General features: G+C 66.0%; 11 protein-coding genes and 2 pseudogenes. 9 read left to right on the top strand and 4 right to left on the bottom strand.

Translation table 11 applies throughout. The features are described 5' to 3' along the window. Positions 1-2 precede the first annotated feature (2 nt). Both U9R80_RS10345 and U9R80_RS10350 read left to right on the top strand, forming a co-directional pair. Positions 3-953 carry a class I SAM-dependent methyltransferase gene (locus U9R80_RS10345; RefSeq protein ID WP_301840686.1) on the top strand — a complete coding sequence of 317 codons (951 nt, stop codon included), beginning with the start codon at positions 3-5 and terminating at the stop codon, positions 951-953. Next, positions 950-2,056 (top strand): carboxylate-amine ligase, encoded by a 1,107-nt coding sequence (locus tag U9R80_RS10350; protein WP_301840688.1) that lies wholly within the window; start codon positions 950-952, stop codon positions 2,054-2,056. Before U9R80_RS10345 ends, U9R80_RS10350 begins: the two co-directional genes overlap by 4 nt. A 38-nt stretch (positions 2,057-2,094) precedes the next feature. On the opposite strand, the gene U9R80_RS10355 is transcribed toward U9R80_RS10350, so the two are convergent. Together U9R80_RS10355 and U9R80_RS10360 are read right to left on the bottom strand one after the other, a co-directional pair. Next, entirely contained in the window at positions 2,095-2,277 is a 183-nt protein-coding gene (locus U9R80_RS10355; RefSeq protein ID WP_301840690.1) for a DUF1289 domain-containing protein, read from the bottom strand. A 3-nt stretch (positions 2,278-2,280) separates the two neighbouring features. After that, positions 2,281-2,652 (bottom strand): hypothetical protein, encoded by a 372-nt coding sequence (locus U9R80_RS10360; RefSeq protein WP_301840691.1) that lies wholly within the window; start codon positions 2,650-2,652, stop codon positions 2,281-2,283. A 132-nt stretch (positions 2,653-2,784) separates the two neighbouring features. Here U9R80_RS10360 and yghX point away from each other — a divergent pair, with 132 nt between their 5' ends. From yghX to U9R80_RS10380, 4 genes and pseudogenes are all read left to right on the top strand, one after another. After that, complete coding sequence (gene yghX, locus U9R80_RS10365; RefSeq protein ID WP_301840692.1) at positions 2,785-3,672, top strand: YghX family hydrolase; 888 nt, start codon at positions 2,785-2,787, stop codon at positions 3,670-3,672. 101 nt (positions 3,673-3,773) lie between these two features. Beyond that, the gene (locus U9R80_RS10370; protein WP_301840694.1) at positions 3,774-4,493 is read left to right on the top strand and encodes an SDR family oxidoreductase; all 720 of its coding nucleotides are present in this window, start codon (positions 3,774-3,776) and stop codon (positions 4,491-4,493) included. Positions 4,494-4,657: 164 nt separating this feature from the next. Beyond that, a pseudogene (locus U9R80_RS10375) lies at positions 4,658-4,909 on the top strand (SDR family NAD(P)-dependent oxidoreductase); the annotation flags it as partial. A gap of 164 nt (positions 4,910-5,073) precedes the next feature. Next, positions 5,074-5,325 (top strand): annotated as a pseudogene (locus U9R80_RS10380) (SDR family NAD(P)-dependent oxidoreductase); the annotation flags it as partial. A gap of 120 nt (positions 5,326-5,445) precedes the next feature. Here U9R80_RS10380 and U9R80_RS10385 read toward each other — a convergent pair. Next, positions 5,446-6,750 carry a spinster family MFS transporter gene (locus tag U9R80_RS10385; RefSeq protein WP_301840696.1) on the bottom strand — a complete coding sequence of 435 codons (1,305 nt, stop codon included), beginning with the start codon at positions 6,748-6,750 and terminating at the stop codon, positions 5,446-5,448. A 17-nt stretch (positions 6,751-6,767) separates the two neighbouring features. Continuing rightward, positions 6,768-7,751: a flavin reductase family protein gene (locus tag U9R80_RS10390; protein ID WP_301840699.1), complete on the bottom strand. Its 984-nt coding sequence runs from the start codon at positions 7,749-7,751 to the stop codon at positions 6,768-6,770. A gap of 176 nt (positions 7,752-7,927) precedes the next feature. Here U9R80_RS10390 and U9R80_RS10395 point away from each other — a divergent pair, with 176 nt between their 5' ends. From U9R80_RS10395 to U9R80_RS10405, 3 genes are all read left to right on the top strand, one after another. Continuing rightward, positions 7,928-9,364 (top strand): coniferyl aldehyde dehydrogenase, encoded by a 1,437-nt coding sequence (locus U9R80_RS10395; RefSeq protein WP_301840700.1) that lies wholly within the window; start codon positions 7,928-7,930, stop codon positions 9,362-9,364. A 46-nt stretch (positions 9,365-9,410) separates the two neighbouring features. After that, positions 9,411-10,994, top strand: coding sequence for an amidase (locus tag U9R80_RS10400; protein WP_301840702.1), 1,584 nt, complete (start codon positions 9,411-9,413; stop codon positions 10,992-10,994). Between the two features lie 149 nt (positions 10,995-11,143). After that, the gene (locus U9R80_RS10405) at positions 11,144-12,853 is read left to right on the top strand and encodes an FAD-binding protein (RefSeq protein ID WP_301840704.1); all 1,710 of its coding nucleotides are present in this window, start codon (positions 11,144-11,146) and stop codon (positions 12,851-12,853) included. Positions 12,854-12,855: the final 2 nt, after the last annotated feature.

A 12,855-nucleotide genomic window follows, 5' to 3' on the forward strand; every position in this document is an offset into this window, starting at 1 on the left:
GGATGCAATTGAGCCAAGCACAACGCCAGGCCGATCAGGCCTTGTTGCAACTGGGGCAGCGGTTGCACGCCGACGGGTATCGGTTCACCTGCGTCACGCCGCTGACCCAGGCGCGCAACAACGCCCGCGAGGGCGACGAACAGGCGCGCACCCTGCGCGATATCTTCGGCTGGAACCGCCCCTTCGATGCCTCGCTGTTGTCGCCTGACGAGCTGGAACAATTGCAGTTGGCCCGGTTAGTCGAGCGCCAGGGTGAACGGTTGCGCAGCCGGGTGCGCTGGTCGAGCCTGGACGATTTGCTCTTCGTGCATTCAGGCTTCCCCACCGACAGTGTCGATGCGGTGTTCTTCGGCCCGGACAGCTATCGCTTTGCCCGGCTGATTCAAGCGCACCTGCAAGACAGCACCGCGCCCATCAACCATGCCGTGGACATCGGTTGCGGTGCCGGTGTGGGGGCGGTGCTGATCGCCAGGGCACGCCGGCACGCACAGGTCAGTGCCGTGGACATCAATGATCGGGCCCTGCGCATGACGGCCATCAATGTCGCGCTGGCCGGGCTTGCCAATGTATCGGTGGAGCACAGTGATGTGCTCCAGGGCATCACCGGGCAGTTCGACCTGATCGTGGCCAATCCACCCTACATGCTCGATGCCGGCGAACGAACCTACCGTCATGGTGGCGGGGCGCTGGGCGAGCAGCTGTCGCTGCGGATTGTCGAAGAGGCGCTGCCACGCCTGGCGCCGGGCGGCACCTTGTTGCTGTACACCGGTGTGGCGATGGTCGAAGGCCGTGACCCGTTCCTGACGGCCCTGCACACGGCCCTCGCCGACAGCCGCTGGGCCTGGCGTTACCAGGAACTTGACCCGGATGTGTTCGGCGAGCAGCTATTGGAACCGCAATACCGCCAGGTCGAACGGATTGCCGCGGTGGCGTTGAGCGTCAGCCGCCGATGAACAGCACCTGCACGTTCGGCATCGAGGAGGAGTACCTGCTGGTCAGCCTGGACAGTGGTCAGGTGCTGGCCCGGCCCTCATCGGCCGTCATCGACCTGTGCCGCCAGGTACTCGGCGCCCACTTCGCCCAGGAAATGTTCCAGAGCCAGATAGAAGTCGCTTCGCCTGTGTTCAGCAGCCTGGCCCAGGCGGGTGAGTTCCTGCGTCAGAGTCGGCAGCGGTTGTCGCAGGTGCTGGCGGGAGAGGGGGTGGGGGTGATTGCGGTGGGCAGCCACCCGATGGGAGGCTGGCGCCAGCAGTTGCCGGCCGACGAGGCGCATTTTCGTCAATTGTTCGAGGACTACCAGCACGTGGCCCGGCGCAGTCTGCTGTGTGGCCTGCATGTGCATGTCGGGGTAGCGCCGGGGCACGACCGGATCAAACTGATCAACCAACTGCTGCCGTGGGTTGCGCTGCTGTTGATGTTGAGTGCCTCGTCACCCTTCTGGGAAGGCCAGCCCACCGGATACCAGAGCTACCGCCAGGTGGCGTGTGGTGAATGGCCGCACATGGGCCTGCCGCAACGGCTGGGTGACTGGCAGGCCTACGAGCGTTACCTGGCGCTGCTCAAACGCACCGGCTCGTTGCGCGAGGGCAACGATTGCTGGTGGGTGATCCGGCCATCGCGGCATTACCCGACCGTGGAGCTGCGCATCGCCGATGCCTGCCCGCGGCTGGAGGATGGCCTGTGCATTGCCGGACTGTTCCGCTGCATGGTCGAACATTGCCTGCGTCATCCGCAGAGCACACCGCTGACCCGGGAGCAGTACTGGATCGCCGAGCAGAATTACTGGCGGGCCATGCGCTATGGGCGCCATGGGCAGTACATCTGCCAGGGCCATCAGGGGCAGGGCAGCGCCCTGCAATGGCTGGCCCAGGCGCGGGACTTGTTCGAGGTTGCACCCTGTGACAGCGAACGCAGCTTTGCGCGGGCTGAAGTGATCTTGCGCGACGGCACCAGTGCGGATCGGCAACTGGCGGATTATGCGCGGCTGCGGCAGCAGCCGGAGCAGGCGTTGCTGGCGGTGGTGCAGGGGGTGTTGGGGGGGATGACCGGTTCGTGATGTCATCGCGGGGCAAGCCCGCTCCTACGGGGGCGGGGTCAGGGCTTTTTCTTTTGCAGGCTTTTCATGCGCAATCGGGCCCGTTGCACCGCCGCCATTTTTTCTGGGCGCTTCATGCGTTTCCACTGGCGGATGTCGTCTTTGCTGCGCCCGCAACTCAGGCACAGGTCGCCGCTTAGCTGGCACACGGCAATGCAGGGGTTTTCGATGTCCTTGGCCATGGCTCAACCTCGCCAGGCGTACACGCGCGCCAGGCGCTGGGGCCAATTGCCGGCGTTGGCGCGCTGGCACTGTTGCTCGGAATCAAAGTGCACCCGTGCGGCCACCGGCGCCAGGGTCAGGCCACAGGCCTGCAAGGCCGTGGCTGTCAGCTCGATCATGTAACGGTCCTGGCCGTCGGCCAGGGCGCGATCCTGGTCAGCCTGGGTGTCGAACACCCAGATCACCTTGAGGCTGGCGGGGAAGCGTGCATAGTCGACCACGTGCGTCAGCCAGGAAAACCCGATGACCTGTGCCTTGGCTGTCTCGCAGGCCTCGGTCAGGGTCGCTGCCAGGCATCGCTCAAGCTGTGCCTGTTCGCGTTTGCTCATCTGCATGGGGGGCCTTCAAACGTTCGTGGGGCAGGGGGCGCGCATCATACGCGATCGCGGCGCCCGGGGCAGGGTGCGCCTGGCCTGCTTTAATGAACCTGGCTTGTTTCCCCGTCTCATCCGACAGAGTGCGCATCCATGGAACGTCTGACTGCCAAAGACTTTGCCCCTGAACTGCTCGAACTCTATGACTACTATGCCCATGGCCGGATCGACCGCCGCGAGTTTCTCGACCGGGCGGCGGCGTTCGCCTTCGCCGGGATGACCGCCGGGGCCTTGCTGGCGTCCCTGAGCCCCAACTATGCATTGGCCGAGCAGGTGTCCTTTACCGATCCGGACATCGTCGCCGACTACGTCCTGTATCCCTCGCCCAAAGGCCATGGCCAGGTCCGCGGGTACCTGGTGCGTCCGGCCAAGGCCCAGGGCAAGGTGCCCGGGGTCGTGGTGGTGCATGAGAACCGAGGCCTGAACCCCTACATCGAGGATGTCGCCCGGCGCCTGGCCAAGGCCGGGTTCGTAGCCCTGGCACCCGATGGCCTGACGTCGGTGGGCGGCTACCCCGGCAATGACGACAAGGGCCGCGCGCTGCAAGAGAAGGTCAATCCGGAAAAACTCATGAATGACTTTTTCGCCTCCATCGAGTGGCTGATGAAGCAGGACATCACCACCGGCAAAGTCGGCATCACCGGTTTCTGCTATGGCGGCGGGGTCGCCAATGCCGCTGCCGTGGCGTATCCGGAACTGGGCGCGGCGGTCCCGTTCTATGGGCGCCAGGCCGACGCCAAGGATGTACCCAAGATCAAGGCCCCCTTGCTGTTGCACTACGGCGAGCTGGACACCCGCATCAACGAAGGTTGGCCCGCCTATGAGCAGGCGCTCAAGGCTGCAGGCAAGACTTACGAGGCCTATTTCTACCCCGACGCCAACCACGGTTTTCACAACGACTCCACCCCGCGCTACGACGAAGCTGCGGCGAACCTGGCCTGGGAGCGGACCCTGGCGTGGTTCCGGCGTTACCTGGCCTAGCCTGAGCAAGCACACATCCTGATACAAGCTCCGGTTTGCCAAGCCCTCAATGCCCTGATTGCATGCCAGATCTTTCAGCAAGCCACGTAAGGAAACAGGCGATGAAGATCATGGTGGTGGGTGCCAGCAAAGGATTGGGCAGGGCATTGGTCGAGGGCTTGGGCACCGGGGGCGATACCGTGATTGGCGTGTCGCGCAGCCAGCCTGAGGGGCTGGAGCCGCAAGCCGGGGTACAGGTGCAGTGGGTCGAGGCCGACCTGGCCCATCCACGCGACGCCGCGCAGCGCCTGGAACAGGCCGTGGCCGGGCAGGGCCTGGACACGCTGATCTACAACCTGGGCATCTGGGAAGAACACGCCTTCTCGCCGGCGTATGACTTCCAGGGCGATGACGACGGGCAGATCGAGGCCATTGTCGGCTGCAACATCACCGCCCCCCTGGTACTGATCAAGCGCTTGTTGCCGACCCTGCTGCAAAGTGCCCGTCCGCGCATCATCCTGACCGGTTCAACCTCGGGCCTGAGCCAGAGCGGCCGGCCCGAGGTCACCTTCGGCGCCTCCAAGTTCGCCCTGCGCGGCATGGCCGACGCCTTGCGCGAAGGTTATCGCCAGCAGCAACTGGGGGTGACCTGCCTGAACCTGGGGTATCTGAACACCGACGACACGCTGGCGGTACCGCGCGAGCAGGCCGAGCAGCGTGGCGAAGGGCAGTTGATCCCGGTGCACGATGTGGTCCAGGTCGTGCGCATGGCCCTGAGCCTGTCGGCGGCCAGCTTCGTCAAGGAACTGACCCTGCCGGCCATCGGGGATGAGCGGTTCTAGCCCCAACGCCATCCCTGTAGCCGCTGCCGCAGGCTGCGATCGGCCGCAAAGCGGTCGTAAACCCTCCGGCGCCTGCTGCGCAGTCGATCGCAGCCTGGCGGCAGCGGCTACACCGCCGTTTCACAACCCCCGCCCGTACCCATGCTTGCCCGCATGCCCTGCCGTTGCGCGGCATGGCCGATGCCTTGCGCGAAGGTTATCGCCAGCAGCAGCTGGGGGTGACCTGCCTGAACCTGGGGTATCTGAACACCGACGACGCGCTGGCGGTACCGCGCGAGCAGGCCGAGCAGCGTGGCGAAGGGCAGTTGATCCCGGTGCACGATGTGGTCCAGGTCGTGCGCATGGCCCTGAGCCTGTCGGCGGCCAGCTTCGTCAAGGAACTGACCCTGCCGGCCATCGGGGATGAGCGGTTCTAGCCCCAACGCCATCCCTGTAGCCGCTGCCGCAGGCTGCGATCGGCCGCAAAGCGGTCGTAAACCCTCCGGCGCCTGCTGCGCAGTCGATCGCAGCCTGGCGGCAGCGGCTACACCGCCGTTTCACAACCCCCGCCCGTACCCATGCTTGCCCGCATGCCCTGCCGTTGCGCGGCATGGCCGATGCCTTGCGCGAAGGTTATCGCCAGCAGCAGCTGGGGGTGACCTGCCTGAACCTGGGGTATCTGAACACCGACGACGCGCTGGCGGTACCGCGCGAGCAGGCCGAGCAGCGTGGCGAAGGGCAGTTGATCCCGGTGCACGATGTGGTCCAGGTCGTGCGCATGGCCCTGAGCCTGTCGGCGGCCAGCTTCGTCAAGGAACTGACCCTGCCGGCCATCGGGGATGAGCGGTTCTAGCCCCAACGCCATCCCTGTAGCCGCTGCCGCAGGCTGCGATCGGCCGCAAAGCGGTCGTAAACCCTCCGGCGCCTGCTGCGCAGTCGATCGCAGCCTGGCGGCAGCGGCTACACCGCCGTTTCACAATCCCCGCCCGTACCCATGCTTGCGCGCATGCACTGCCGTGCGCGCCAACAGGGCCACCGACCCCAGCAACGGCAAACTCACCAGGACCAGTGCATAGCGCAACGACTGTTCGGCAAACTGCGTCACCAGCAGATCACTGAACAGCCCCGTCACCAGTGGCCCGATCCCGACGCCGAGCAAGGTGCTGACTATGGTCTGCAAGGCCATCGCGGTACCGCGGCGGCTGGCGGGTACCAGTTGGGTCACCAGGTTGTACGAAGGCGCCACCCACCACACCACAAAGAAGCTGTACAACGCGCACCAGAGCATGGCGACCGGGATGGGCACGCCCGCAAAGTGGGTCAGTACGCCCGCCGGCCACAGCAGGTAGATGATCAACGCCGTCAGGGCGATCAGGTTTCCCAGCACCGGGATGAGGATTTGCCAATGGGGGCTGCGGTGGCTCAGGCGGTCGTTGAGCCAGCCGGCAAACAGGCCGCCGATGCCGGCCGCGACGCCGCAGATCACACCCGCCAGCATGCCGGCATGCTGCAACGACAGGTCGTGGGAGCGGATCAGGAAACTGGTGTTCCACATGCCGATGGCATAAGAACTCAAGGTGGTCAGGCCACCGGCCAGGATCAGGCAGCGGTAGGCGGGCAGGGCCCAGAGCGTGCGCGCCTCGCGGCCCAGGCCCAGTGCCGGCGTGGCCGGGGCGTTGCTGGTCAGGTCCCAGCGACCGCGCAAGGGCTCACGCACCAGCGCCAGCAGCACACAGAACAGCAGCGCCGGCACGCCCAGGGCAATGAATGCGCTGCGCCAGCCATAGTGCTCCACCACCCAGGCGCCGATGCTCAGGCCGATGATCGAGGAAAAGGTCGGCGCCGCGGTAAAGCAACTGATGGCGAACGAGCGCCGATGCGGCGGGTACAGGTCGGCGATCAGCGAAAGCGAAGCCGAGGTGGTGGGCGATTCGCTCACCGCCACCAGCATGCGGGCAATCGCCAGCACCAAGAAGCTGCCGGCCAGGCCGCAGGCCATCGTCGCCAGTGCCCACAGCAGGCACGACACGGCCAGCAGGCGGGTACGCGGCAAGCGGTCGACCAGGCGCCCGGCCGGCAGGCCGAGCACCGCGTACACGGCGGCAAACGCCAGGCCCGAGATCAGCCCCATGGCGGTATCGCCGACACCGAACTCGGCCTTGATCGGGTCGATCATCACCGCCAGGATCTGCCGCCCGACAAAGTTGTCGGCAAACACCATCGCCAACAACAGCAACAGGCCGTGGCCGCGCCAGCCGACAGCGGCGGCCGTCGGCATGCCCCGCGCGTCGGCGGTCAACGCGGTGCCCACAAATCCGGCAAGCCGGGGTCGCTGACCACGATCAGGCGCTTGAGCAGCACCTTCAGTGCCTGGGCATCGGCCGGCCCGAGCTTGGCCGCCAGTTCTTCTTCCACCACCTTGGCCAAGGCCAGTTGCTGCAACGACGCCTCGCGGCCGTTGGCGGTGAGCACGAAGCGCAATTGCCCCACCTCGCCCTCGATGGCCACCAGGTTCTGGCGCTCCAGAAAACGCATGCTCGCCAGCGTCACTTCGTGGCCGGTGTAATTGACGAAGGTGTTGATCTCGTCAAGGGTGAGGTTGTCGCGGATGCACAGCACCGAGAGGATGAAAAACGCCTGTTCGTCCAATTGCTGGTTGTTGAGCAGCAAACGCAGGGCATTGAGCAACTGGTAATGCGCGCGTCCCAGCAAGTAGCCGAGCAGGTCCTCGGTATAGCTGCACTCCGGTGGGGGCGGGGTGGTGGCCAGGCGCAATTCGCTGCGCGGCTTGCGCGTGGCCAGGGCGTACTGGCCGCTCTGGAAGGCCAGGGGCGCGCGTTCGCTGTGATCGAACGCCAGCACTTCGCCGACAAAGATCACATGGTCGCCGCCTTCATACTGGAACGCGGTGCGGCACTGAAAGCGCGCGGTGCAGTCCTGCAACAGGGGCGCTTCGCTGATGCCGTTGTCGAACTGGATCTCGGCGAACTTGTCTTCGCCCTGGGTGGCGAAACGTCCGGACAGTTGCTCCTGTTCGGTCGACAGCACATGCACGTTCCAGTGCTTGCCGTTGCTGAAAATCGGCAGGCTGCGGGCCTTTTTCGACAGGCTCCAGAGCACCAGCGGCGGGTTGAGCGACACCGAGTTGAAGCTGTTGGCGGTGATGCCCACTGGCGAGCCGTCTTCGGCCTGGGTGGTGATGATAGTGACCCCGGTGGTGAAGGTGCCGAGCGCGGTGCGAAAGGCCTGGGGGTCGAAACCGATGTTTGGCGTTGCCATGACTGACCTCATGGGGTGGATTTTCGTGTTGCCAGTATTGGTCGCAGGCCTTGTGTACACATCGTCTTAACGGACTAACGCAATTGCCGGGTTCTCGTCCGATCGGACGAGGCGCGCAGCCCTTGTGCACCGCTAGTGTGGCGCCAGCCGCCACCCACGTGAGCAAGGGGAACTCGATGACTTCAATACACCCATCCGTAGACCAACTGAGCCGCCTGCTGGCGCGCCAGAAAGACGCCTTCAATACCGCCGGTGCCGTAAGCGCCGCCACTCGCCGCCAGCGCCTGCAGCAGGTGATCGAGCTTCTGGTACGCCACCACGGTGAACTGACCGAGGCCATCGACCTGGACTTTGGCGGCCGGCCTGCCGGCTTCTCGCTGATGAACGATGTGATCGGTTCCCTGTCTTCGCTCAAGCACGCCCGCGATCACCTCGAGCACTGGATGCAGGACGAACAGCGCCCGCCGTTTGCGCCCTACGACCAGATGGGCGCCCAGGCCTGGGTGATGCACCAGCCCAAGGGCAGCGTCGGCATCATCGGCACCTGGAATGCGCCGCTGTACACCTTGCTCAGCCCGCTGGCCTCGGCCCTGGCGGCAGGCAACCGGGCGATCCTCAAGCCTTCGGACGTGCTGCCGCGTACCGCGCAATTGCTCGAGAACCTGTTCGCCGAGTACATCGATCCGCTGGATGTGGCGGTGATCACCGGTGACTCTTCGGTGGCCAAAGTCTTTTCAGGCCAGCCGTTCGATCACCTGGTCTTTACCGGCAGCACCGAGGTGGGCCGCTCGGTCATGCGCAACGCGTCCGAGCACCTGGTGCCGGTGACCCTGGAGCTGGGCGGCAAATCGCCGGTGATCGTTTCATCCAGCGCCGACATTGCCCGCGCCGCCTTCAGCATCGCCGTGGCCAAAGCCAGCAACGGCGGGCAGATCTGCATCAACCCGGACCTGGTCTACGTGCCCGAGGCGCGTCTCGAAGACTTCCTCGCCGCGCTGCGCAGCAGCTACTGCGAACTCCACCCCACCATTGCCGGCAACCCGGACGTGGTGGCGGTGGTCAACCAGCGGCATGTGGAGCGGGTCGAACGCTATGTGCGCGAAGCGCGCGAGTCAGGCGCGCGGGTCGAATGCCTGCCTGAAACCGTGGCACTGGATGCCGAAGATCGCCGGCGTCCGTTGCAGGTGGTGGTCAACCCGCCGCAGGACAGCCTGATCATGCGCGAGGAAATCTTCGGCCCGGCGCTGGTGGTGCTGACCTATAAGGATGTCGATCAGGTGCTGGCCGAAATCAACGCGCGCCCCCGGCCGCTGGCCCTGTACTACTTCGGCACCGACCTCAACGAACAGCGACATGTGCTCGAGCACAGCCTGTCAGGCGGGGTGACCCTCAACGATGTGATGATGCACGCCGCCATGCACGATGCGCCTTTCGGCGGCGTGGGGGCGTCGGGGCTGGGGCACTATCACGGGCGCGAGGGCTTCCTTGAGTTCAGCCACATGCGTACCGTGTTCAAGGCGCCGGCCCACGACCCGCGCCGCGAATGGGGCTTGCTGCCGCCCTACGGCGAGCACTACCTGGCCGCGATGACCGCCCTGGTAACCGCCGATTGATCATCACCCCACGCACGCCTTCAGACCCGCACAGGAAGTAGCACTCATGACCGAGCACAGCACCGCCCCCACGCCTTCGACCCCTGAAGGACCCGCCACCTGGCCCCGGCGCAGCGTTCTCAAGGCCGGGGCCCTGGCCGCGGGCGTCGGCTTGCTCGGCCGCTTTGCCGATGCTCGCGCTGCGGGCCTCTCGGACCGTGAGTACCAGGGCCTGGATGCCTGGGCCATGAGCGAGGCGGTGCGCAAGGGCGAACTCAGCGGCGAAGACCTGCTCGCCGCTGCGCTCGCCCGCTGCAGTGCGGTCAATGGCAAGGTCAAGGCCGTGAACATGCTGCACGAGGACTACGCCCGCGCCTTGCTGGTCCAGCGTCGCCAGGCCGGTACACAGGCCCAGGGTGCGCTGGCCGGGGTGCCGATCCTGATCAAGGACCTGAACACCTACCTCAAGGGCACACCCACCAGCAATGGCAGCCGGCTGTTCAAGGATGCGCCGCCAGCGACCCGCACCAGCACCCTGATCACGCGCTACGAGCAGGCCGGCGCCGTGCCGTTCGGCAAGACCACATGCCCCGAATTCGGCCTGACCACCACCACCGAATCGCTGCTCTGGGGCCAGACCCGCAACCCCTGGAACCTGGAACACAGCGCCGGTGGTTCCTCCGGTGGCGCGGCCAGTGCGGTGGCCGCGGGCATCGTCCCGGTGGCCCATGCCACCGACGGTGGCGGGTCGATCCGTATTCCGGCGTCCTATTGCGGGCTGATCGGGCTCAAGCCCAGCCGCTACCGCACACCCAGCGGGCCGGCGCATTTCGAGGGCTGGTTCGGTGCCAGCGTGGGTAACGTGGTGTCGCGCAGTGTGCGCGACATGGCGTTGTTCCTGGATGCGGGGCAGGGGCACGAGGCCGGCAGTCCCTACTGGAGTGCACCGCTGGCGCGGCCGTATGTCGATGAGCTGTCCCGTGAGCCGGGCAAGCTGCGGATTGCCGTGGTGCGCCAGTCGTTGACCGGTGCGCCGCTGGAGCCGGCCATTGCGGCGACCCTGGAGCAGACCATCAAGCAGTTGACCGGCCTGGGCCATGAGCTTGAAGAACTGACCCTGGGGGTCGACCCCCGGCAGATGTTCGGGGCCCACGGCGCCGTGATCGGCACCGCCCTGACCACCCTGGTGAAGGACCGGGAACAGGCGCTGGGCCGGGCGGCCACGGCCCAGGACCTGGAGAAAGTCACCCAGGTGGTGCTTGAGCGGGCGCGGAGCACCACGGCGGACGGGCTGTATCGGGCGCGACAGTCGTTCGAGACCATTGGTGCGCTGATGGAGCGCCATTTCGAGCGCTTCGACCTGATTCTCTCGCCGGTCACCACCAACCTCACCCCGCGCATCGGCCTGCTGTCGCTCGACCAGCCGTGGGACAGCTATGCCCAGCACGCCATGGGCAGTGCCGGGTTTACCGCGCTGGCCAACGTCAGCGGCCAGCCGGCGATCTCGTTGCCGCTGGGCTGGAGCGAGGAGGGGTTGCCGGTGGGGATGATGTTCACCGCACGCCTGGGTGGCGAGGATGGCTTGCTGCGCATGGCGCGGCAGTTGGAGCAGGCGCAGCCATGGGCAGGCAAGCGTGCCGTATTGGCCTGAGCCGCTCCAATTCACGCGGGGTAGGAGCGGGCCCGCCCCGCGATCACACTCCCTATCCCACCCCCTTACGCCTAGTCCGCTTTGACGATGAGCCCGCCGCACGCTGAGTCGATCATCAGGTCTGTCTCTCAGCCAATGGCATAACAATAATGACAGCTCAAGTTCAGACTCAAAGCGCCTATGACGTGATCGTCGTCGGCTCGGGTGCCGGAGCAATGGCTTCGGCAGTGTTCCTCGCCGATCAGGGGTTCAGCGTGCTGGTCGTGGAGAAGAGCGACAAGTACGGCGGCACCTCGGCGATTTCCGGCGGCGGTATCTGGATTCCCAACAATCATTATTTTGCCCGCAAGGGCGGCAATGACAGTGTCGAGCTGGCCCTGACCTACCTCAAGGCGGCCGCGGGCGACCATGTGGACGAAGCGCGTTTGCGTGCCTACCTCGACAACGCGCCGAAGATGATCGAAACCCTCACCCGCACCAGCCGCGTGCGCTACGCGGTGGCGGAGAAATACCCCGACTACTATCCGCACCTGCCCGGCGCCTTGCCCGGTGGCCGGACCCTTGACCCCGAGCTGTTCGATACCAGCCTGCTGGGCGAGGAACTGGACAACCTGCGCAAACCTTCGCCCTCGACGCTGCTGATGGGCCGCATTGCCTGGACCGCCCGCCACGCCCACAAGGCCATGGCCCGGGGCTTTGGCTGGCAGTTGCTGATTCTGCGGCTAATGGTGCGCTACAAGCTGGACTTCAAATGGCGGCGCAAGAGCAAGTACGACCGCCGCGCCGCCCTGGGCAGTTCGCTGGTGGCGTCGCTGCGCCGTTCGTTGATGGACCGCAATGTGCCGCTGTGGCTGAACACCGATTTCTCTGGCCTGGTCAGCGAGCAGGGGCGTGTCACCGGTGTGACGGTGGTGCGCGACGGCCGCGAGGTGACGCTCACGGCGCGCCACGGGGTGATCCTCGGCTCCGGCGGTTTCGAGCAGAACCAGGCACTGCGCGAGCAGTACTTGCCGCAACCCACGCGCATGGCCTGGAGTGCCACGCCACCGGGCAACAACACCGGTGCCGCCTTGCAGGCCGGCCTGGCCCAGGGCGCGGCAACCGCGCTGATGGACTGGGCCTGGTGGGCGCCGACCATTGCTGTACCGGGGGAAGAAAAACCGCGCGGTATCTTTGCCGAGCGGGCGTTCCCCGGCGCCATCGTGGTCAACGGCCTCGGCCAGCGCTTCATCAATGAAGCCGCGCCGTACCTGGAATTTGTCGACGCCATGTACCGCGACAACGACGTCACCGGCGGCAAGAGCGTACCGGCCTGGGTGATCTTCGACGGGCACTTCCGGCACAACTACGCCATGGGCCCGCTGATGCCGGCCCAGGTCATGCCCGACAGTCGCCTGCGCAAAGAATGGCGCAACAGCCTGTACTGGAAGGCCGACTCCCTGGCCGAACTGGCGCAGCTGATCGGCGTCGACGCCGCGGGGCTGGAAAGCACCGTGGCCAAGGTCAACGACTATGCCCGCACCGGTGTCGACCCGGACTTCGGCCGTGGCGGCAATGTGTTCGACCGCTACTACGGCGACAGCAACGTCAAGCCCAATCCGTGCCTGGCACCGCTGCGCAAGGGCCCGTACTACGCCATGCGCATGGACGCCGGGGACATCGGCACCAAGGGCGGCCTGCTGACCAACGCCGATGCCCAGGTGGTGCGCGAGGACGGCCAGCCGATTGCCGGGCTGTACGCCATCGGCAACTGCTCGGCCTCGGTGATGGGCACCAGCTACCCCGGTGCCGGTGGCACGTTGGGGCCGGCGATGACCTTCGCCTACGTGGCCGCCAACCACCTCGCCAGCCAACGCTAGGA

The organism is Pseudomonas sp. JQ170C, assembly GCF_035581345.1.
GTDB lineage: Bacteria > Pseudomonadota > Gammaproteobacteria > Pseudomonadales > Pseudomonadaceae > Aquipseudomonas.